Annotated in this window: 20 protein-coding genes; 12 read left to right on the forward strand and 8 right to left on the reverse strand. The window is 63.8% G+C overall.

The genetic code is table 11. The features are described from left to right. Positions 1–82 precede the first annotated feature (82 nt). Both gatC and ACS3WB_RS15085 read right to left on the reverse strand, forming a co-directional pair. Positions 83–370 carry an Asp-tRNA(Asn)/Glu-tRNA(Gln) amidotransferase subunit GatC gene (gatC, locus tag ACS3WB_RS15080; protein ID WP_438276306.1) on the reverse strand — a complete coding sequence of 96 codons (288 nt, stop codon included), beginning with the start codon at positions 368–370 and terminating at the stop codon, positions 83–85. A 110-nt stretch (positions 371–480) separates the two neighbouring features. Then, positions 481–1,551, reverse strand: a complete 1,071-nt coding sequence (locus ACS3WB_RS15085) for an NAD(P)H-dependent flavin oxidoreductase (RefSeq protein ID WP_438276307.1) — start codon at positions 1,549–1,551, stop codon at positions 481–483. A 128-nt stretch (positions 1,552–1,679) separates the two neighbouring features. Here ACS3WB_RS15085 and ruvX point away from each other — a divergent pair, with 128 nt between their 5' ends. Beyond that, entirely contained in the window at positions 1,680–2,171 is a 492-nt protein-coding gene (gene ruvX, locus ACS3WB_RS15090; RefSeq protein ID WP_438276308.1) for a Holliday junction resolvase RuvX, read from the forward strand. 28 nt (positions 2,172–2,199) lie between these two features. On the opposite strand, the gene ACS3WB_RS15095 is transcribed toward ruvX, so the two are convergent. Both ACS3WB_RS15095 and ACS3WB_RS15100 read right to left on the reverse strand, forming a co-directional pair. After that, positions 2,200–2,976: a CPBP family intramembrane glutamic endopeptidase gene (locus ACS3WB_RS15095; protein ID WP_438276309.1), complete on the reverse strand. Its 777-nt coding sequence runs from the start codon at positions 2,974–2,976 to the stop codon at positions 2,200–2,202. After that, positions 2,963–4,663 (reverse strand): acyl-CoA dehydrogenase family protein, encoded by a 1,701-nt coding sequence (locus tag ACS3WB_RS15100; protein ID WP_438276310.1) that lies wholly within the window; start codon positions 4,661–4,663, stop codon positions 2,963–2,965. The genes ACS3WB_RS15095 and ACS3WB_RS15100 overlap by 14 nt, the downstream gene beginning before the upstream one ends. Before the next feature lie 160 nt (positions 4,664–4,823). Here ACS3WB_RS15100 and ACS3WB_RS15105 point away from each other — a divergent pair, with 160 nt between their 5' ends. From ACS3WB_RS15105 to plsY, 3 genes are all read left to right on the forward strand, one after another. Further along, positions 4,824–5,777 (forward strand): aspartate carbamoyltransferase catalytic subunit, encoded by a 954-nt coding sequence (locus ACS3WB_RS15105; protein WP_292611059.1) that lies wholly within the window; start codon positions 4,824–4,826, stop codon positions 5,775–5,777. A 138-nt stretch (positions 5,778–5,915) separates the two neighbouring features. After that, positions 5,916–7,217, forward strand: a complete 1,302-nt coding sequence (locus ACS3WB_RS15110) for a dihydroorotase (protein WP_438276311.1) — start codon at positions 5,916–5,918, stop codon at positions 7,215–7,217. Between the two features lie 243 nt (positions 7,218–7,460). Next, positions 7,461–8,051, forward strand: a complete 591-nt coding sequence (gene plsY / locus ACS3WB_RS15115; RefSeq protein ID WP_438276312.1) for a glycerol-3-phosphate 1-O-acyltransferase PlsY — start codon at positions 7,461–7,463, stop codon at positions 8,049–8,051. A 16-nt stretch (positions 8,052–8,067) separates the two neighbouring features. On the opposite strand, the gene ACS3WB_RS15120 is transcribed toward plsY, so the two are convergent. Continuing rightward, complete coding sequence (locus tag ACS3WB_RS15120; RefSeq protein ID WP_292618782.1) at positions 8,068–8,247, reverse strand: hypothetical protein; 180 nt, start codon at positions 8,245–8,247, stop codon at positions 8,068–8,070. 195 nt (positions 8,248–8,442) lie between these two features. On the opposite strand from ACS3WB_RS15120, the gene dprA reads away from it, so the two are divergent. After that, positions 8,443–9,561 carry a DNA-processing protein DprA gene (gene dprA, locus ACS3WB_RS15125; protein ID WP_438276313.1) on the forward strand — a complete coding sequence of 373 codons (1,119 nt, stop codon included), beginning with the start codon at positions 8,443–8,445 and terminating at the stop codon, positions 9,559–9,561. Between the two features lie 184 nt (positions 9,562–9,745). Here dprA and ACS3WB_RS15130 read toward each other — a convergent pair whose 3' ends face one another. After that, positions 9,746–11,008 (reverse strand): hypothetical protein, encoded by a 1,263-nt coding sequence (locus tag ACS3WB_RS15130; RefSeq protein WP_438276314.1) that lies wholly within the window; start codon positions 11,006–11,008, stop codon positions 9,746–9,748. A gap of 234 nt (positions 11,009–11,242) precedes the next feature. Between ACS3WB_RS15130 and ACS3WB_RS15135 the strand changes: the two genes are divergently transcribed. The 6 genes from ACS3WB_RS15135 to purF all read left to right on the forward strand — a co-directional run bounded on the left by ACS3WB_RS15135 (position 11,243) and on the right by purF (position 19,506). After that, positions 11,243–12,493, forward strand: a complete 1,251-nt coding sequence (locus ACS3WB_RS15135; RefSeq protein WP_438276315.1) for a class I SAM-dependent methyltransferase — start codon at positions 11,243–11,245, stop codon at positions 12,491–12,493. Positions 12,494–12,667: 174 nt separating this feature from the next. Then, positions 12,668–14,158, forward strand: coding sequence for a replicative DNA helicase (locus ACS3WB_RS15140; protein WP_438276316.1), 1,491 nt, complete (start codon positions 12,668–12,670; stop codon positions 14,156–14,158). A 341-nt stretch (positions 14,159–14,499) separates the two neighbouring features. Beyond that, positions 14,500–15,687 (forward strand): alanine racemase, encoded by a 1,188-nt coding sequence (gene alr / locus ACS3WB_RS15145; protein ID WP_438276317.1) that lies wholly within the window; start codon positions 14,500–14,502, stop codon positions 15,685–15,687. Positions 15,688–15,711: 24 nt separating this feature from the next. Next, complete coding sequence (gene radA / locus ACS3WB_RS15150; RefSeq protein ID WP_438276318.1) at positions 15,712–17,163, forward strand: DNA repair protein RadA; 1,452 nt, start codon at positions 15,712–15,714, stop codon at positions 17,161–17,163. A 181-nt stretch (positions 17,164–17,344) separates the two neighbouring features. Then, positions 17,345–17,974 (forward strand): CvpA family protein, encoded by a 630-nt coding sequence (locus ACS3WB_RS15155; RefSeq protein ID WP_438276319.1) that lies wholly within the window; start codon positions 17,345–17,347, stop codon positions 17,972–17,974. An 11-nt stretch (positions 17,975–17,985) separates the two neighbouring features. Further along, positions 17,986–19,506, forward strand: a complete 1,521-nt coding sequence (gene purF / locus ACS3WB_RS15160; protein ID WP_438276335.1) for an amidophosphoribosyltransferase — start codon at positions 17,986–17,988, stop codon at positions 19,504–19,506. Between the two features lie 10 nt (positions 19,507–19,516). Here purF and ACS3WB_RS15165 read toward each other — a convergent pair whose 3' ends face one another. After that, positions 19,517–20,140 (reverse strand): class I SAM-dependent DNA methyltransferase, encoded by a 624-nt coding sequence (locus ACS3WB_RS15165; protein ID WP_438276320.1) that lies wholly within the window; start codon positions 20,138–20,140, stop codon positions 19,517–19,519. A gap of 75 nt (positions 20,141–20,215) precedes the next feature. Further along, the gene (locus ACS3WB_RS15170) at positions 20,216–20,788 is read right to left on the reverse strand and encodes a GNAT family N-acetyltransferase (RefSeq protein ID WP_438276321.1); all 573 of its coding nucleotides are present in this window, start codon (positions 20,786–20,788) and stop codon (positions 20,216–20,218) included. A 112-nt stretch (positions 20,789–20,900) separates the two neighbouring features. Here ACS3WB_RS15170 and ACS3WB_RS15175 point away from each other — a divergent pair, with 112 nt between their 5' ends. After that, positions 20,901–21,644: an SDR family NAD(P)-dependent oxidoreductase gene (locus ACS3WB_RS15175; protein WP_438276322.1), complete on the forward strand. Its 744-nt coding sequence runs from the start codon at positions 20,901–20,903 to the stop codon at positions 21,642–21,644. Positions 21,645–21,661 lie beyond the last annotated feature (17 nt).

A 21,661-nucleotide genomic window follows, 5' to 3' on the forward strand; every position in this document is an offset into this window, starting at 1 on the left:
CGCTTCAACGCGTCGAGGTGATCCATATAGGTCCGATAGACCTTCTCATCGTTACACAGCAGACACATGGGCTCACGACCTGTTATTCGACGACCTTCGGCACCAGAAAGAAATGGTCATCCGTCACCGGCGCATTGGCGACGATCTTGTCCGCGATGTCGCCGTCATTCACCACATCGGCGCGCTTTTTCATGGTCATCGGCGTCACCGAAGTCATCGGCTCGACACCGTCGACGTTCACTTCCTGCAACTGCTCGACGAAGGCGAGAATCGCATTCAGTTCGTCCTGAAGCGCGGGAACTTCCGTCTCGCTGATCGCGATCCGCGCAAGGTGCCCGATACGGCGGACGGTAGCGGCGTCGACAGACATACTATTAAGGGCCTCGCGTGCGTCTATTGTTCAGGGTGCTGCCACCAACAGGCGTCACGCCTATAGCAGACCCGGCTTTCGCGCTGCAACCGCACTGTTCCTCCCACAACTCACAAGGCGCTCAATCGCTTCAATGCGTCCCCCGCGAGCGCGCGCGTGAGTTCCGCCGCGGGCATCTCGCGGCCAAGACGAACCCCCTGTCCGGCCCAAAGGTTGGTGAAATCGACCTTGGCTTGCTTTTCGGCAGCAGCCCTGAGTGGCGCGAAGGCCGCGGCCGCATGCGGAAATGCCGGCGCATCCGGCGAGACCGGCCCCACTTCGCGCATCGCGCGATTAGCTATCCCGCGCGCCGGACGCCCGGTCATGACATTGGTGATGACGGTGGACTCGTCGCCCGCGGCGGCAAGCGCAGCGCGGCCCAGTTCGGACGCCCTGGATTCAGGACAGCGAAGATAGGCCGTGCCGATCTGAACTCCGGCCGCGCCGAGCGCGAACGCCGCCGCGATGCCGCGGCCATCAGCGACACCGCCCGCCGCGATGATCGGCACGCGCACCGCATCCGCCATCTGCGGCACCAGCACGAAGAGACCCGGTTGCGTCGCGATATTGTCGGTCAGAAACATGCTGCGGTGACCGCCCGCCTCCGCGCCCTGCGCGATGACGGCATCAACGCCGTTTTCCTCAAGCCAGACCGCCTCGCGCACGATCGTGGCGCAACCGACCACGACAGCGCCGGTCGCTTTCACCCGATCGAGCAGCGGCTTGTCCGGCAGTCCGAAATGGAAGCTGACCACCTCCGGCTTCACTTCCTCGACGACGTCGCACATCGCCGCATCGAACGGGGCGCGGCTCGCGGGTGCGGTCGGCGCCGACGGATCGAGGTCCCACTCTCTATAATAAGAGGCGAGCCGCATCCGCCATTGGGCGTCACGTTGCGGATCGGTGGCAACCGCGCGATGGGCGAAGAAGTTCATGTTGACCGGCGCCTTGACCCGCTGCCGGATGATGCCGACCTGCTCGCGGGCCTTGTCTGGCGAGAGCATCGCGCACGGCAACGATCCCAGAGCGCCGCCCTCGGCAGCACCGATAACGAGTTCGGCGTCCATGATGCCGGCCATCGGCGCCTGAACGATGGGAAACTCGATGCCGAAAAGATCGATCAGTCTGCGGTCCGGCCACATGGTCTTCTCATTCGCGATGGAGTTATTGGTCTCCGCCTTAGCACACCGGCAAACATGGCGGCCATCGTCGGCCCGGCGTTTTGCCGCGCCATTTTGCCATGCCCGTCACACGCATGATATGCGAGGCGATGCCTGCCTCAGTCCTGCAATTGATCGAAGCCGCCATGCACTGGCCGCAACGCGGTGCCCTCGTCGGGCTCGACCTCGGCACCAAAACCGTCGGCGTGGCGGTATCCGACCCCGATCGCCGCCTGGCCACCGGCGTCGAGACTATCCGGCGCACGACGTTTACGGCGGATGCGGCGCGGCTGCTTACGATAGCGGGAGAGCGCAACGCCGTCGGCTTCGTGCTCGGACTGCCGATCAACATGGACGGCAGCGAAGGACCACGCGCGCAGTCGACCCGCGCCTTCGCGCGCAATCTGGCGAAACTCACCGGTCTCGCCATCGGCCTCTGGGACGAGCGGCTGTCGACGGCCGCCGTCGAACGCGAACTGATCGGAATGGACATGAGCCGCGCGAAACGCGCCAAGGTCATCGACGAACATGCCGCGATCTTCATCCTGCAGGGCGCGCTGGACCGGCTTGCGGCGCAGCACCGGTCTTCCGGATCGAACTGAATGGGCGGCAGCGCGGATCGCGCCGACGTCAGGAGTGGCCGGCGATCCACAGCGTCTGCAACGTCGCAGCGAGATTGTTGAGGCCGTGCAGGATTACCGTAAGCAGGATCGAGTCGCTGCGATAGCGCAGGTAGCCGAACAGCAGCCCGATCGAGAACACCTCGGCAAAGAAGAACCAGTCGTATTGCAGGTGCATCGCAGTCCACACCAGCGATGACAGCACGATGGCGCCACCGGGCCGCAGGGCCGACTCCGACCATCCGCGATAGAGGAAGCCGCGCGTCAGCAGTTCCTCGGTCACTGGCGCCACGACGCAAATTGCAAAGACCAGAAGCCACAGCGCGCCCTCCGCCCGCGCCGACTTCAGCACGTCCACCATGAATCCCGCCGAGGTTTCGTGTCCCATCGCATAGAACACCCCTTCCCATCCCATCACGAGCGCGACCAGAGCAACGATGCCCAGCAGCAGATGCCGCCACGAGATCCAGCGCAGCGCGAGATAGTCGGCGAGCGATACGCCAGAGAACCGGATGGCGATCCACAGCACCAGCAAGGCCATCGGCAGCCCGGCGACCACCGACAGTCCAACTATCAGGCCGTTTCCGGCGAGTTCCGTGACCTTGTCGAAACTGAACGGCGTTGGATCGGTCAGCACAAAATAGGCAAGGACCGAAAGTTGCCCGGCAAACATCGCGATGAACACCGCGAGTCCCCACAGGCTGGTGCCGATGAATTTCCAGGCTCGCGGCAGGCGCGGCTGAGGCAGCGGCGGCGGCGCCAAGGTAACACTTTCAGATGAACTCATGGCCGGCACTCTGGTCAGCAATTCTTACCAAACCATGCGCGACTTGCGGCAGCGCCCGCTCGAGCAGATCGCGGCTCTGGGCAGCGGACAATCCGGCCGTCCCGAACATGCGCCCGTGGCTTGCCCCGAGGCGCGTCGCCGCAAACAGCGCCGCCTGTTCCGGCGCGGTCCGGTTGAGGGCCGCGACTGCGGCGAGTTGCGCCAGCGTCTCCACCGCCTGCCGCGCCGCCCGCTCGCCATCTGGCCGGCGGAAAGTGTCGGCAAGAAACGTTACGGCCTCCGCGGAGCCGGGCAGGCCTTTGGTGTCCGCAACGAAATCTTCGAGCACTGCCACCGCCGCCTCCGGCTCGCGCGCCAAAGCGCGCAACACATCGAGGCACATCACGTTGCCCGAGCCTTCCCAGATCGCGTTGACCGGCGCTTCGCGATAGTGCCGCGCCAGAATGCCCTCCTCGACATAGCCGTTTCCGCCAAGGCACTCCATCGCCTCATACAGGAAGCCCGGCGCGCTCTTGCAGACCCAGTATTTCACCGCAGGTGTCAGAAGCCGCATCCACGCGGCTGCCTTGGCATCCTCCGGCGCTTCATCGAACGCGCGACACAGCCGCATCACCAATGCCACCGACGCTTCCACATGCAACGCCATGTCTGAGAGCACCGCCTGCATCAGCGGCTGATCGACGAGATGTTTCTGGAATACGCTGCGATGGCGGGCGTGATGCAACGCATGCGCGAGTCCGGAGCGCATCAGGCCCGCGGAAGCGATCGCGCAATCCTGCCGCGTCAACTGCACCATCTGGATGATGGTGCGGATGCCCTTGCCCTCCTCGCCGACGCGTTCGGCATGGGCTTCGACGAACTCCACCTCGGCGGAAGCGTTTGAGCGGTTGCCGAGCTTGTCCTTCAGCCGCTGCAGATGGATCGCGTTGACCGAGCCGTCGGGCCGGAAGCGCGGCATGAAGAAGCACGTCAGCCCGCCGTCGGCCTGCGCCAGCACCAGAAACGCGTCGCACATCGGCGCCGACATGAACCATTTGTGGCCGGTGATTCGATACGCATCACCGTCACGCACGGCGCGGGTCTGGTTAGTGCGTACATCGGTGCCGCCTTGTTTCTCGGTCATGCCCATGCCGAGCGTCATGCCGCGCTTGCTCCACCATGATGCGAACGACGGATCGTAACTGCGTGTGCCGACGACGGGCATCACTTTCGCCAGCACGTCCGGCTGACCGGCGAGCGCCGCCACCGCGGCGCGGGTCATGGTGATCGGGCAAAGGTGTCCGGTCTCGACCTGCGCGGCCATGTAGAATTTCGCCGCACGTACCACTTCGGCCGCACCGCCCGCCGGCTTGCCGGCGGCCGTCCATGTGGAATTGTGCAGACCCGCATAGGCGCTATGCGCCATCAGTTCGTGATAGGCCGGATGGAATTCAACCTCGTCGCGCCTGTGGCCGCGCGCATCGAAGATCCGCGGCTTCGGCGGATTTTCGTTGGCAAGACGACCGCGCGCGGCCATCGCCGCCGATCCCCAGTGCCTGCCGAATCCGGACAGTTCGTCCGAAGCGGCCTCGCCCCCGTTCGCAGCCACCGCTTCGGTCAGCGGGCGATCGCATGCGAACAGGTCGACATCCTCGAACGGCGGCGACTGGTTGAAAACATCATGGGTTCTGAAAGAGGTCTGTATCATGCATCAACCTCCGCGAGCGTCGGGCCGTTCAAACTACGCCGAAACAGCACGTTCACCATGGCTTTCCGTTTACCTTGAGCGAGCATCACCGGGGGAAAACTCGCGAGGGCGCTATTCGACCTTGCTCCGCCCGGAAACTCTGCCTATAGCTCTGGCTTTAATGACATCGTCTCCGAAATCGAGCTTTGTCCTCGGACACCGGCATTTGCTGGGCATCGAGGGCCTTTCCGCCGCCGACATTACCGGCCTGCTCGACCTTTCCGAAGAATACGTCGAACTGAACCGCCAGATCGACAAGAAACGCACCTCGCTGCGCGGTCGCACCCAGATCAACCTTTTCTTCGAAGCCTCGACCCGAACCCAGTCCTCTTTCGAAATTGCGGGCAAGCGGCTTGGCGCCGACGTCATGAACATGTCGGTGTCGTCGATGTCGACCCGCAAGGGAGAGACGCTGGTCGACACCGCGATGACGCTCAACGCCATGCATCCGGATATTCTGGTGATGCGTCATTCCGCCTCCGGTGCGGTAGAACTGCTGGCGCGCAAGGTCGATGGCTCCGTCATCAACGCCGGCGACGGCGCTCACGAACATCCGACCCAGGCGCTGCTGGATGCGCTGACCATCCGCCGCAACAAGGGCCGTCTCGAAGGACTTCTGGTCGCGATCTGCGGCGACGTGTTGCATTCGCGCGTCGCGCGCTCCAACATCATCCTGCTCAACGCCATGGGCGCGCGGGTGCGCGTCGTCGCGCCCTCCACGCTGCTGCCGCCGGGCATCGAGCGCATGGGCGTCGAAGTCGCCCGCGACATGCGCGAGGGACTGGACGGCGCCGATATCGTGATGATGCTCCGGCTCCAGCGCGAACGGATGAGCGGCTCGTTCGTGCCGTCGACCTCGGAGTATTTTCACTATTTCGGGCTCGATCAGAAAAAGCTCGCTTATGCGAAGCCCGACGCGCTGGTCATGCATCCGGGACCGATGAATCGCGGCGTCGAAATCGACTCCATCGTGGCGGACGGAGCGCAGTCGCTGATCCGCGAACAGGTTGAAATGGGCGTGGCGGTGCGGATGGCGGTGTTAGAGGCGCTGGCGAGGAACCTGCCGAATGCGTGAGGCCGCAACTTTCTCGTCATTCCGGGGACGGCCAAAGGCCGTAACCCGGAATCCGGGCGCAACGGCAATCCACCCATCTGGATTCCGGGTTCGCTTCGCCGCGCTCGCGCCCCGGAATGACGGCGAAGGTGTGACGTTATGGTGAGAGATCGCCGCCCCGTCCTGCTCGCCAACGCCCGCATCGTCGATCCTGCGCGCGACCTCGATGCCCCCGGCGACGTGCTGATTTCCGATGGCGTCGTTCGCGATGCACGTCGCGGCATCGGCGCCGCCGGCGTGCCCGAAGGCACCGACGTCATCAACTGCGCCGGCAAGATCGTCGCGCCCGGCCTGATCGACATGCGCGCTTTCGTCGGCGAACCCGGCGCCGGCCATCGCGAAACCTTTGCGTCCGCGAGCCGCGCCGCCGCCGCCGGCGGCATCACCACCATTGTCTGCCAGCCCGATACCTCGCCGGTGATCGACAATTCCGCGACCGTCGATTTCGTGCTGCGCCGCGCGCGGGATACCGCGATCGTCAACATTCATCCCATGGCCGCGCTGACCAAGGGGCTTGCCGGCAAGGAGATGACCGAAATCGGCCTCTTGAAGGCGGCCGGCGCGGTCGCTTTCACCGACGGCGCGCGAAGCGTGATGAACGCTCAGGTGATGCGCCGTGCCCTGACCTATGCCCGCGACTTCGACGCCCTGATCGTCCACCACACCGAGGATACCCATCTGGTCGGCGAAGGCGTCATGAACGAAGGCGAATATTCCGCCCGGCTCGGACTGATGGGCATTCCGGCGGCCGCGGAGGCGATCGTGCTGGAACGCGACATGCGGCTCGTGGCGCTGACCGGCGGACGCTATCACGCAGCGTCGCTGACCTGCGCGGAATCCCTTGAGATCCTCCATCGCGCGCGGGACGCCGGACTTCCCGTCACCGCATCAGCTTCGATCAATCACCTGACATTGAACGAAAACGATATCGGTCCGTATCGAACCTTCCTGAAACTGTCGCCGCCGCTGCGCGGCGAGGACGACCGCCGCGCGCTGGTCGCAGCGCTGGCCTCGGGCCTGATCGATGTCGTGATGTCCGACCACAATCCGCAGGACGTGGAAACCAAGCGCCTGCCGTTCGCGGAAGCTGCGGCGGGTGCGATCGGGTTGGAGACCATGCTGACGGCGGCCTTGCGGCTCGTGCACAACGCTGAACTGGACTTCAAGACGCTGATCCGTGCGATGTCGACGCGGCCGGCCGAGTTGCTCGGCCTGCCGGGCGGGTCGTTGCGTCCGGGCGCGCCGGCCGATGTGATCGTGATCGATCCGGACGTCCCGTGGATCCTCGATCCCGCCGATCTCAAATCGCAATCCAAGAATACGCCGTTCGATGAGTCCCGCTTCTCGGGCCGGGTCGTCCGTACCATCGTCGGCGGTCGCACCGTTTTCGAGCACGTCTGACGTTATCGCGTTTCGAACGCGGAAGAACTCGTTTCGCTCGACGAAATCCGCGTTAGATCAAAATCATACAGCTTTCGCTTCTGATGCCGTCAGAATGCTGGTGGCAACTTGCAAAAATCATTGCTCGTGCAGGCCGTTACCGTCGAATTTCGATGCTCCGGACGATCTGAAATATCTGCCGTGGCGCGACCATGCCGATCTATGGTTTACATCTGCGGCATTGACGTTCGGAGTTTCTTTGCGATGTTTCCCAACGGCCTGATTGCCTTCGTTTTCGGCTACCTGCTCGGCTCGATTCCATTCGGAATGATCCTGACACGGATCGCGGGCACGCAGGACCTGCGTTCGATCGGCTCGGGCAATATCGGCGCAACCAATGTGCTGCGCACGGGACACAAGAGCCTCGCGGCGGCGACTCTCATTGGCGACATGCTCAAGGGTACGGCAGCGGTCGTCATTGCATTGCTTTTTTCCGGACCGGGAGCCGCAATGGCCGCGGCGCTCGGCGCGTTCCTTGGCCATCTGTTTCCGGTGTGGCTCAAATTCCGCGGCGGCAAGGGCGTCGCCACCTATATCGGCGTATTGCTCGGCCTGTTCTGGCCGGCGGCGCTGGCCTTCTGCGCGATCTGGCTGCTCGTCGCGTTCACGACGCGTTACTCGTCGCTATCGGCGCTGCTCGCCAGCCTCGCCACACCGCTGCTGTTGTGGGGACTGGGACACCCGCAATTTGCCCTGCTGTTCACGGTGCTGACGGTGCTGCTCTGGCTCAAGCATCGCGAGAACATCAGCCGTCTTATCGCTGGCAGCGAAGGCAAAATCGGCGCGAAGGCGTAAACTTGCAGACAGCCAGCTATCGCGGGGTGATGCTGGTAATGTGGCCATCAAGGTCAACGGTGAAGGTCAGGCCCAACGCGGTGAATTGACCGCCGCGAGCGTCAATGACATCGGGATTGTTGACCCGCGTCCACTTCATGCCGCCGCTGACGACATTGATTTCCTCGATATCGAGTTTGCGAATGCTATTGTCCATGATCGTCTCCATCCTTGGGTCGACGACTCCCGTCGACGCAGCAACAGGCATAATGCGATGCGCCGCCCGCGGCCGTGAGGCACCTCACATTGCCAGGCTGGTATCGTCCCGTGAATCCGACGATAACAATGACTGCATCCAACGGTTGTTCCTGCAGCCAGATTGGGCAAATGTTCCAGCGGCTTGGGGGCAGGCGTGGAAATCGCGAATTCAGACAGACGGTTGAACGAAGCGCAGCGGATCGACTGGCTGCGGCTGATCCGCTCCGAAAACGTCGGGCCGCGGACCTTTCGTTCGCTCGTGAATCATTTCGGCAGCGCCCGTGAGGCGCTGAACCGCCTGCCCGATCTGGCGCGACGCGGGGGCGCTTCGCGCCCGGCCAGGCTATGCGGCGAAGCCGAGGCACGGAACGAGTTGGCCGCCGCGCGGCGGATCGGCGTCAGCCTGCTGGCACCGGGCGAGACCGGTTATCCGCCACACCTCACGACCATCGACGACGCGCCGCCGCTGCTCGGCGTGCGCGGTAACCTCGCTGTCATGGCGCGTCCGATGATTGCGATCGTCGGCTCGCGCAATGCGTCCGGCGCCGGTCACAAGTTCGCGCAGATGCTGGCGCACGACCTCGGCGAGGCCGGCTTCGTCATCGCGTCGGGACTGGCGCGCGGCATCGACCAAGCGGCGCATCGGGCAAGCCTCGCGAGCGGCACCGTCGCGGTGCTGGCCGGCGGCCATGACCGCATCTATCCGTCCGAACATGAGGATCTGCTTGCGGCCATAATAGAAGACGGCGGCGCGATTTCGGAAATGCCGATGGGACATGTGCCGCGCGCCCGCGATTTCCCGCGGCGCAACCGCCTGATCTCAGGCGTCGCCCTCGGCGTTGTCGTGATCGAGGCGGCGCATCGCTCGGGTTCGCTGATCACGGCCCGCGTCGCCGCCGAGCAAGGCCGCGAGGTCTTCGCTGTACCGGGTTCGCCGCTCGATCCCCGCGCCGCCGGCACCAACGACCTCATCAAGCAGGGCGCGGCGCTGATCACCGAGGCATCTGATGTCATCAATGCGGTACGGCCGATCATGAGGCGGCCGATCGAGCTGCCTGCGGAGGAACCGGATTACGATGGTCCCGGAGCCGAAGAGCCAGTGGCGAGCGACCGCGCGCGCATCGTTGGTCTGCTCGGCCCGATGCCGATCGGGCTCGACGATTTGATCCGGATGGCGGATGCCTCGCCGGCAATCGTGCGCACCGTTCTGCTTGAACTGGAACTGGCCGGACGACTGGAGCGCCATGGCGGCGGACTTGTCTCGCTGATCTGACGGCGACCCAGACGCCGAGGGAGCGATCAATCCCCTCGCCTCAACCGCGAGCTCGCTCGAAGAACAAGCGCGAGACCGGAAGAGGCTCATAGAGCCCCTTATATGGAATTAGAAGCTGGCTCCATGATTTTGATTCGACGCGTTTTCTTGACGCGAACCGGTTTCCACTTCGCTCGAAAACGCTTTATTCCGAAGCCGGCCCAGACGATCCGCTGGAAACCGGCGGCGATTCGGATGACGAAGCAGACCCTGCCGGCGAGGATGGCTCCTTCGGAGACACCGCCGGCTTTGCCGGTTCAGCCGAGGTCGACGGCGACGATTCGGCTGCAGAGCCCGCGGGAGATTGTGCCGGCGTCGGGGTTGCAGCTTCGGATGGCGGCTTCACGTCGCCCTCGCCGGCCTTCGGCGCCGGCGTCACCGCCGGAACGGGATCGGCGCGCAGCGGAACGGTCTTCGGCTCGCCGGAGCTCGTAGCTTCGGCCGGCCTGCTGGTATCGGACGCCCCCGTTCCGGACTTGGTTGTGTCGGGCTTGGCCGTATCGGGCTTGGCCATCTCAGGCTTGGCGGCTTCGGATTTGCCCGCGTCGGATTTGCTGGTTTCGGCCGTCCCGGCACTCTCGGAATTGGTCGAACCGGGATTGGACGCGTCCGGCTTGGCTGCGTTGGCCTTGTCCGCCTGCTCCGGACCGGCTTTTTCGTCAGCCGCTTGATCCTTGGGAGTTGCCGCTTTTGGTGTTTCGGTTTTGGACGAAGCGTCTCCGGCCGTATCGCCCTTGGCGGGTTCCATTGTGGATGGCGCGCTCTTCGCCGTTTCCGGCTTCTCGACGGCATCGTCGTGGGGCTGCGCGGCGGCACCGGCCTTCGGCGACTCCTCCGGCGCCTGCTTGCCGCGCTTGCCCAGCTTTTTCCTGGTTGCGGGTTTGCTCGCCTCCCGCGTGCCGGCAACGGAATCCTCCGAAGCCGGACGTCCGGCCTCCGGATTCTCGGTGTCCGGTCGTGCGTGGCGGCCGTGGTGTCGGCTCTTGCGGCCGCGCGGCTCATCCTGCGCGGACACATCCGGCTCGGGCCGCTCCGCTTCGCGCGACGGCTTCCTGCCCTGACGCCCGGCCTGCCTCGGCTCGGATTCCGGTTTCAGGTCGCCCGGATGCCGCCTGGGTGGCTCCGCCCGGTAGCGCTCGTCGGTCGCTCCATTGGAGATCAAATAGGCGCTGAGCATCCGGGCCATGTCGGGGCCGGTGGTATAATGCTGGCGCAGGAAACCCGGCAGCGATCCGGGCGCCACCGTCCTGAGCAATCCGCGAGCACCTTTGTGGCAAGCGGTGCAGTTCCCTGAAAAGATCTGCGCAGCCGACTTGCCCGCTTCGAGATTTTGCGCGCGTGCGCGGTCCGTCCCAAAACCGACGATCACAAGCATGACCGTCGCCAGACTGAGCGCTCGGCTCAACATTCCATCCTCCGGGGTGCGGAATCACCGCGACTGCGGCGGGCCCACCTTTTAGCCAATTGCGTTGCGAATGGAAGCGCACAGATGACGCAACCGCGTGATCACAATTTCGGATATCCGCCCTGCGGCCTGTGCATTGGTGGAACGGTTCCGTCGATATTATCGTTCTAGGGGAAACGGGGATGCCATCCTCGGCCGACGGGCGACCGGCGCATCCTCGTGATGATGGTGGTTTCGATGGACCGTTTGTTACGGTTTTTTCTGAACCAGTTCGTTCAGCGCGGCTCAATCACATTTGTAACCGCGAGCGGGATGATCTTCACGTGCGGCGACGAAACCGGCGAACCGGTGCGGGTCCGGTTGACCACGAAAGAGGTTGCACGGCAGCTTCTGCTCGATCCCGAAATGTCGTTCGGCGAGGCTTACACCGACGGCACGATGGTGGTCGAACGAGGATCGATCGCCGACCTCCTTGCGATCATCCTCGACCAGCCCGATGTCATGCCGCGCTGGGCGAAGCTGCAATGGTGGCTCCGCTATCTCGTCCGCAACATCCAGCAATTCAATCCGCGAGGACGTTCGATCAACAACGTCGCGCGCCATTACGATCTCGACGGCCGCCTCTACTCGCTGTTTCTCGATGCCGACAAACAATACAGTTGCGCGTATTTCGAAACCCCGGACCTGACGCTGGACGACGCCCAGCTTGCAAAGAAGCGGCATGTCGCCGCCAAGGTTCTGCTCGAGCCCGGCCACAGAGTGCTCGATATCGGCTCGGGCTGGGGCGGACTCAGCCTTTATCTCGCGGAAATGACCGGCGCCCACGTCACCGGCATCACGCTGTCGACCGAACAGCTTCAGGTGTCGAAAGCTCGCGCCGAGGAAAAAAACCTCACCCGCTCGGCGAAGTTCCTGCTTCAGGATTATCGCGACACGTCCGGACCTTTCGATCGAATCGTTTCGGTCGGCATGTTCGAGCACGTCGGCGTCGATCACTACGATACCTTTTTCAAGCATTGCGCAGAACTGCTTGATGGCAACGGCGTCATGCTGCTGCATTCCATAGGTCGCTCCGAAGGTCCTGGCATCACCAACCCGTGGATCGCGAAATACATCTTCCCCGGCGGATACATTCCCGCGCTGTCGGAGGTCCTGCCGGCGATCGAGCGCGCCGGACTTCTGGTCTGCGACATCGAAATCCTGCGCCTGCATTATGCGGAAACGCTTAAGGCCTGGCGCGAGCGCTTCATGGCGCGACGCGAGGAAGCGGTGCGGCTCTACGACGAGCGGTTCGCGCGGATGTGGGAGTTCTATCTCGCCTCTTCGGAAATGTCGTTCCGCAAGCAGAACCTGATGAATTTCCAGATCCAGATCACCAGGCGGCAAGGCATCGTGCCGATGACGCGCGACTACATCCAGCGCGGTGAAGCCAGACTGCGAAGCATCGAGCGAAAACAGCGGCCGCGGCTTCGGATCGCGGGCGAGTGAGTTGATTCGTGGGAACTGCGGTCACTCGTTACCGTCAAGTTCGATACGGTTCCGTCTCAAGTTTCATTCGAGCCGGTGTGAGAATCGGGCATAAGGGCGACGGCATGCTTCCGCCGTCCCAAATGGCGCCTTATGCGTGCCCCATACTCGAAAACTCCGTCAAAATCGAAAGCCATGGCTGATTCGAAAATCCTGAAGCTTGCGCCTGATACGGCAACGCCGACCTATCGCACCGCGCCGCACAACCTCGAAGCGGAGCGAGGTCTTCTCGGCGCCATTCTGGTCAACAACGACGCATTCTACAGGGTCTCGGATTTCCTCGAGCCGAAGCACTTCTTCGACGAGATTCACCGGACCATCTATGAGACCACAGGCAGCCTGATCCGCGCCGGCAAGATCGCAACGCCCGTCACCGTCAAAACCTTCGTTTCCGCCGAGACCGACATCGGCGGCATGACCGTGAGCCAGTACCTCGCCCGTCTTGCGGCGGAAGCCACCACGATCATCAACGCGCTCCACTACGGGCGCGCCATCTATGAGCAGGCGCTGCGCCGCGATCTGATCCGCATCGGCGAGGACATGGTCAACGTCGCCTACGACGCGCCGGTCGATTTCGCGCCGCGGGCGCAGATCGAGGACGCCGAACGCCGCCTCTACGAACTGGCCGAATCCGGCCGCTACGACGGCGGCTTCCAGAAATTTTCGCAGGCGATGAAGGTCGCGCTCGACATGGCGGCCAACGCCTACCGACGCGACGGAAAACTGTCCGGCATCGCCACGGGCCTGCGCGATCTCGACTCCAAAATGGGCGGATTGCAGCATTCCGACCTGATCATCGTCGCGGGCCGGCCCGGCATGGGCAAGACCGCGCTCGCGACCAACATTGCCTACAACATCGCCAAGGCTCATGAGTCGGAGCTTCAGCCCGACGGCACGATGAAGACCGTCAATGGCGGGATCGTCGGCTTCTTCTCCTGCGAAATGTCGGCGGAGCAACTGGCGACGCGCATTCTCGCCGAGCAGACCAGCATCGCCTCCAGCAATATCCGTCGCGGCGGCATCACCGAAAGCGATTTCGAGAAGATCCGCGATCACACCATCGAACTCGAGCACCTGCCGCTCTACGTCGACGAGACCGGCGGTCTCTCGATTTCGCAACTGACGGCGCGCGCCCGCCGCCTGAAGCGCCAGAAGGGCCTCGACGTGCTTATCGTCGACTACATCCAACTTCTGCAAGGCAGTGGCAAGCGCAGCGACAACCGCGTGCAGGAAGTCACCGAAATCACCACCAGCCTGAAGGCGCTGGCGAAGGAATTGAACGTACCGATCATCGCGCTGTCGCAGCTATCCCGTCAGGTCGAAGCCCGCGACGACAAGCGCCCGCAACTCTCAGACCTTCGCGAATCCGGCTCGATCGAACAGGACGCCGACGTCGTGATGTTCGTGTTCCGTGAGGAATATTACCTCCAGAACAAGGAGCCTCGGCCGGGCACGCCCGAATACGAGAAGTGGCAACTCGATATGTCGCTTGTGCACGGCAAGGCCGAAGTCATCATCGGCAAGCAGCGCCACGGTCCAACCGGCACCGTCGAGCTACAATTCGAGGGGCAGTTCACCCGCTTCAGCGACCTCGCCCACGACGGCCACCTGCCCGATCGTATCTAGTGTCCCGATTCCGAAGTTCGTATACCCTTGCAGCAACCTCTGATGCGAGCTTCGGAATCAAAGGGACACTAGCAACTTTATGATTCTAGTGTGGTTTAGGTTCAGAAGTTCGCTTGACGGACTTGATTGAGCACTGAAGCGAACTTCTGAACCACCACACTAGAGCCTTTCCGCTTCTGACGGAATCAGAAGCGGGGCTCTATATTTTGATTTGACGCGTTTTCTTGACGCGAACTGGTATCCACTTCGCTCGAAAACGCCATAGCAAGCTGATTTTACATCCTGTCTGAGCGCGCCGCTCGCGCGGTTGAACCGCCGTGCAGCCGAGCGTAGCATGAGGCATGAATCTCATGCCCGATTCCAGAACGACGTCCAGCGGCACGCCGGCAGACGCCGACACCGCCGTTGCAGCCGCCGCGGCGATCGGCACCCTCACCGTTGACCTCGACGCCATTGCAGCCAACTGGCGCAAGCTCGAAAAGACCGCCGTGCCCGCCGAATGCGCCGGCGTCGTCAAGGCCAATGCCTATGGCTGCGGAGCCGGGCCGGTGGCGCGAGCGCTCGGCGCAGCCGGATGCAAGACGTTTTTCGTGGCCACACTCGGCGAGGCACGTATCGTCCGCGCTGCTGCCCCCTCCGCTGACCTCTATGTGCTGAATGGCTTGTTTCAGAATTGCAGCGACGCCTTCGCCGCGATCAATTGCCGGCCCGTGATCGGCGATCTCAATGAACTCGCGGAATGGGACGCGTTCTGCCGCCGCACCGGCTGGGCTGGCGGTGCAGCCGTCCACATCGACACCGGCATGAATCGCCTCGGCCTCACCCTCGACGAAGCGCAGGGCCTCATTCCGAGGATCGATGCCGGCGATCACGGCATCACGCTGGTGATGAGTCACCTCGCCTGCGCCGAAACGCTCCATCATCCGCTCAACGCCAGACAGGTCGCGGCTTTCCGCGAGATCGCCGGCCAGTTCTCCGGCATTCCGGCCTCGCTCGCGAACTCATCCGGCATTTTCCTCGGGCCGCAATATCCGTTTGACCTGGTGCGTCCGGGCGCAGCGCTCTACGGCGTCAATCCCACGCCGGAAGCCGACAATCCGATGCAGCCCGTCGTCGAGTTGAAAGCCCGGATCGTGCAGATACGCACCATCGACAAGGGTGAAAGCGTCGGCTACGGCGCGACATGGACGGCGCGGCGGCCGACGCGGCTCGCCATCGTTGCGGCGGGATACGCCGACGGCTATTTCCGCGCCGGCGGCAGCAATGACGGCACCCGCGGAGCGGACGTCGTGGTGGCGGGAACGCGATGCCCGGTGGCGGGCCGCATTTCCATGGACCTGCTGGCGGTCGACATCACCGACCTGCCATCTCATGCGATCGTGCGGCGCGGCCATCTCGTCACGCTGATCGGCGAAGGCATCACGGTGGACGAACTTGCGCACCATTTCGGCACCATCGGCTACGAGGTGCTGACGAGTCTCGGCAGTCGCTACAATCGTATCTACAAGGGCGGACCAGCCGGGTCGTGACCTCGGCGCCGGCGCGAGCAAATAATGGCCAAGTCCGCCCTCTCCTTCGTCTGCCAGACCTGCGGTGCGGCGTATAACCGCTGGCAGGGCAAGTGCGATGCTTGCGGCGAATGGAATACGCTGGCCGAGGAGGACTTGACCGGCGCGACGACGATGCCGGCCAGCATCCGCTCCAGGCGCAAGGGCCGGCTGTTCACGCTGGAAACGCTGGCGGGCAAAACGCAGGACGCGCCCCGCCTTTCATCTGGCATGATCGAACTCGATCGCGTCACCGGCGGCGGATTCGTGCGCGGCTCGGTGCTGCTGGTCGGTGGCGATCCCGGCATCGGCAAATCGACGCTGCTCACGCAAGCCACCAGCCTGCTGGCGCGCGCCGGCCATCGCGCGGTCTATATCTCAGGTGAGGAAGCGGTCGCGCAGGTGCGCCTGCGCGCCGAACGCCTCGGCCTTGCCGACGCGCCGGTGCAGCTTGCGGCGGAAACCTCGGTCGAGGACATCGTCGCCACATTGTCCGAAGGCGCGGTGCCGCGCCTCGTGGTGATCGACTCGATCCAGACCATGTGGACCGACACCGTGGAATCCGCGCCCGGCACCGTCACCCAGGTGCGCGCATCAGCGCAGGCGCTTATTCGCTTCGCCAAGAAATCCGGTGCGGCGCTGATCCTGGTCGGCCACGTCACCAAGGACGGCCAGATCGCCGGCCCCCGGGTGGTCGAACACATGGTCGACGCCGTGCTGTCGTTCGAAGGCGAAGGCTCGCAACAATTCCGCATCCTGCGCGCGGTGAAGAACCGCTTCGGTCCCACCGACGAGATCGGCGTCTTTGAGATGACCGGGCTCGGCTTGCGCGAGGTGTCCAATCCGTCCGAACTGTTCCTGTCGGCGCGCGACCTCGGCAGTCCCGGCACCGCGGTGTTCGCGGGCCTCGAAGGCACCCGCCCGGTGCTGGTGGAATTGCAGGCGCTGGTGGCGCCGACCGCACTCGGCACGCCGCGGCGTGCCGTCGTCGGCTGGGATTCGAACCGACTGTCCATGGTGCTGGCGGTTCTCGAAGCCCATTGCGGCGTCAAGCTGTCGGGTCACGACGTCTATTTCAATGTCGCGGGCGGCCTGCGCATCAGCGAACCCGCAGCCGACCTCGCCGCGGCGGCGGCACTGGTGTCCTCGCTGACAAACGCCCAACTGCCCACCGACGCGGTTTATTTCGGCGAGATTTCGCTGTCCGGCGCGATCAGGCCGGTGGCGCAGACCTCGGCGCGACTAAAGGAAGCAGCAAAGCTGGGATTCGGCCGTGCCGTACTTCCCGAATCAGCCCGCGGCGACAGCGGCGGCGACGCCGGCCTGACGCTCGATAGCGTCGCCGGACTGACCACGCTGGTGGCGGATATCGCCGCGCGCGGACAAGGCCGTCCCGGCAAGGCTATCGATCCGGAGAAAAATGCCACACCGTCCCGATTCCGTCGTCAGGACGGATAAAGCGGGCGTGACCTCCGCATCGCCCGCCGCTATACATTCGGCGCGGCCGCGAGGTCGACGATATGTTGCGCGAAGGTCCTTGCGGGATGTGTCACATGACCGTCAGTCTGGACCGGCAGTGAGACGCCGATTCGGTTACCTGGATTTACGACCTGGATTTACGAGCGGACCTGAACAGCCGATGCCGATAACCATCCTCGACCTCGTTCTGCTCGCCGTGATGCTGATTTCGGGCCTGCTCGCGATGATCCGCGGCTTCATGCGCGAAATCCTGTCGATCGCGTCCTGGGGTATCGCCGCGCTGGCGACGCTCTACTCGTTCCAGAAACTGCTGCCGTTCGCCAAGACCTATATCGAGAGCGAAACGCTGGCGGCCGGGGCCGTGATCGGCGGCGTTTTCATCGGCACCCTGATCGTGGTTTCGATCCTTACCACGCGCATTTCCGACATGGTCCTCGACTCCCGGATCGGCGCGCTCGATCGCACCCTGGGTTTCCTGTTCGGACTGGCGCGGGGCCTGCTGATCGTTGTCGTTGCCTTTCTGTTCTTCACCTGGCTGGTTCCGGACAAGCAGCGGCCGGACTGGGTCACCGGCGCGAAGTCGCTGACGGTGCTCAATTCCACCGGCGTCTGGCTGCAGTCACTCTTGCCTGACGATCCTGAAAACACCATCTTAAACAAACTCAAGAAGAATAAGCCGGAAGCGGATCAATCGGATGCCGAACCTGCTTCCCCGGGAGCAGACGGCTATTCCAAACCTGCCCGGGACGGCCTGAAAAAACTGATCGACGGCAAACCCGCGGAACACTGATGCGAGGCGCAATGGACTGTCAGCAGAGCCCTTCCAGCGACGCTCTTGCGCCCGACCCGGATCTTGAACCGGATTTTGATGCCGACGGCGACATGCTCCGCGAGAAATGCGGCGTGTTCGGGATTTTCGGCCATCCAGACGCCGCCGCGATTACCGCGCTCGGTCTCCACGCCCTCCAGCATCGCGGCCAGGAAGCCGCCGGCATCGTCACCTTCGACGGCAAGCGATTTCACTCCGAGCGCCGTCTCGGTCTCGTCGGCGATACCTTCTCCCGCCGGGCAGTGATCGAACGCCTTCCCGGCAGCGCGGCCATCGGCCACACCCGCTACTCCACCACCGGCGGCACCATCCTGCGCAACGTGCAGCCGCTGTTCGCCGAACTCAATGCCGGCGGCTTCGCAGTCGCCCATAACGGCAATCTCACCAACGGGCTGACGCTGCGCCGCGAACTGGTGCGCAACGGCGCCTTGATGCAATCGACCACCGACACCGAGGCGATCCTGCATCTGGTGGCGCAGTCCCGGCGCGGCCGGTTCATCGAGCGCTACATCGAGGCGCTCCGGGCCATCGAGGGCGCCTACGCGCTGGTATCGCTGACCAACAAGAAGCTGGTCGGCGCGCGCGATCCGCGCGGCATCCGCCCGCTCGTTCTCGGCGAACTCGACGGTTGCCCGATCCTGGCGTCGGAAACCTGCGCGCTCGACATCATCGGCGCGAAATATGTCCGCGACATCGAACCTGGCGAAATCATCGTATTCCATCGCAAGGACGGGACCATCCAGACGGAAATCCACAAGCCCTTTCCGCCGATGCCGCCGCGGCCCTGCATCTTCGAATACATCTATTTTTCGCGACCGGATTCGATCGTCGGCGGCCGTTCGGTCTATGAAGTCCGCAAGGCGTTCGGCGCGCAACTGGCCCGCGAGAGCCACGCCGAGGTCGACGTGGTGGTGCCGGTGCCCGATTCCGGCGTGCCTGCCGCCCTTGGCTACAGCCAGTTCTCCGGCGTTCCGTACGAACTCGGGATCATCAGAAACCATTATGTCGGCCGCACCTTCATCCAGCCGGCTCAAAGCGTCCGCGAACTCGGCGTGCGCATGAAGCATTCGGCCAACCGCGCCGCGATTGCGGGCAAACGCATCGTCCTGATCGACGACTCGCTGGTGCGCGGCACGACATCCAAGAAAATCGTGCGCATGATGCGCGATGCCGGTGCCACGGAAGTGCATTTCCGTCTCGCCTCGCCGCCGATCATCCATCCCGATTACTACGGCATCGACTTGCCGGACCGTAACGGACTGTTGGCCGCGACACACAGCCTCGAGCAGATGCGCGACATCATCGGCGCGGATTCGCTGGCTTTCCTCTCCATCGACGGCATGTACCGCGCCATGGGCGAGCCGGGACGCGACCCCGCGAACCCGAGATATTCCGACCACTGCTTCACCGGCGCCTATCCCACCAGCCTCACCGACCATACCGACGTCGAACCCCAGCCGCATCAACTGTCGTTGCTCGCGGAAGCGAGCTGACCCGAACGCGTCAGCAGTCGGCGCGGCCACTTCCCGCCGATCGTGCCAGCCATATCGTGTGGCCGCCGCATGCTGCGTCTTCGGCAACGTGGTCGACCACATCAAATCCGTTGGCGCGCAGCAACGCCAGATATTCGTCGGGATTGAGACTGGCGTGGTACAGCGCCTCGCCCTGATACGATCCGATCGCCTCGCCCGCATGCGGGCCGCTGGTGAACAGCAGCGCGCATCCTACCGCTGCATGCGCGGCAAAGATCGCAAACATCGCCCGCTGATCCGGGTGTGTGAGATGAAAAAAGCTGTCCCACGCGAGAATGCCGCCGAACCGGCGGCCGAGAGCGAGGCCGCGCATATCGGCAACCACCCACGACTGCTCCGGGAAACGCCTCCGGCAAATCGCGATCATCGTCTTCGACGAATCGACGCCGGTCACGCTGTGCCCGGCAGCGATGAGATAACGCGCGATCGGCTCGCCCGATCCGCAACCGACATCGAGGATGGCCGCTCCGGCGCCTGCGATCATGCGAAACCGGTCAAGCCAGCCGCGTTCGTGCAGGCTCCTGCCGCGCTCACGATCGAAGGTCCGCGCGTGCCGTTCGTAGAGGTCGGCAATCCGTTCCGAGGGCACACTCATCGACAGATCTCCGGGCCTATGGCGTTTTCAAGCGAAGTGGGGACCGGTTCGCAAAGAAAACACGCCCAATCAAAATCATGGAACCCCGCTTCTGATTCCGTCAGAAGCGGAAGGGCTCTCAAGTTGGCGAACCATGAAGGCTGCCGCGGTGCTGTAGCCGCTCAGCTTCCGCGCGAGTGTAGAGTCCCGGATTTTGTCGAGCGCGATCTTGCGGAAGCCGTGCCGCTCCCAGAAACCCGCGGAGCCATTGACTGCTACCAGTGACGCGGTGGCGAGCTTTTCCTTGCCCGCCTGCGCGAACATCCGGGCGACCGCCATCGCCGCCGCGCCGGTCCCTCGCAATTCGGGTAGCAATGCGACGTCATGGATGTAGTACGTCTCCGGATGGCGGGGTAACGTGCCGAGCCGTGAATTCAGCGGCGGCGGGTCCATGGCGCGCCACGGATGGCTGATAGCATACCCCACGATTACCGCACTCTCGTGGAAGACGAGGCAGCCGGCCGCGTAGAGCCGGAGTCGCTCGGCGAACACCTCCGCTTCCTCCGGGAAAGCGGGATGGACTTTCTCCGCGATTGTCAGGACGGACAGCAGGTCGGCGGCCGACATCGGCCGCCATTGCCCTTTGGCTTCGCCCGATAATTCAGGCATAAGGCGCACAACTCCTCTGCTTCCCATCCTGATGATCCGGTTCTAACATTCGCATCCCGTTTCAGCAGGTTCTTTTGTCAATCCGCCCCGCCAGCACAAAGCATCCCGGTCCATGACAAAACCACTCGCCTCCCGTATCGCGCTCGTGACCGGAGCCTCGCGCGGCATCGGCTACGCCACCGCGCGCGCGCTCGCAAAAGCCGGCGCACATGTGATCGCGGTGGCCCGCACGCAAGGCGGGCTCGAAGAGCTTGACGACGACATCCGCAAGGACGGCGGCAGCGCGACGCTGGTGCCGCTCAATCTCACCGATTTCGACGGCACCGCAAGGCTCGGCGCAGCATTGAACGAGCGCCACGGCAAACTCGATATTCTCGTCGGCAATGCCGGCATCGCCGGCCCATCCTCGCCGCTCGGCCATATCGATCTGAAGCCGTGGCAGGACGTCATCGCGATCAACGTCACCGCGAATTTTCAACTAATCCGCTGCATGGAGCCATTACTTCAGAAATCCGATGCCGGACGCGCGGTGTTCGTCACCTCCGACGCCGCCAGCAAGGCGAGCGCCTATCGCGGTCCCTATGCGGCTTCGAAGGCGGCGCTGGATACGCTGGTGCGATGCTGGGCGAACGAGACGGCCACGACGCCGATCCGGATCAACCTGTTCAATCCCGGGCCGGTTCGCACCCGCATGCGGGCCATCGTGTTTCCCGGCGAGGATCCCATGACGCTGGATACGCCTGAACAGATTGCCGAATTCATCGTGCCGATGTGCCTTCCGTCCTGGAGCGAGACCGGCAGACTCTACGACTACGAAAGCCGCAAAGTGATGAGCTTCGAGCCTCCGTTGGACTAGAGCGCTTTCGAGCGAAC

Source organism: Nitrobacter sp. (assembly GCF_051535215.1).
Taxonomy (GTDB): Bacteria; Pseudomonadota; Alphaproteobacteria; order Rhizobiales; family Xanthobacteraceae; genus Nitrobacter.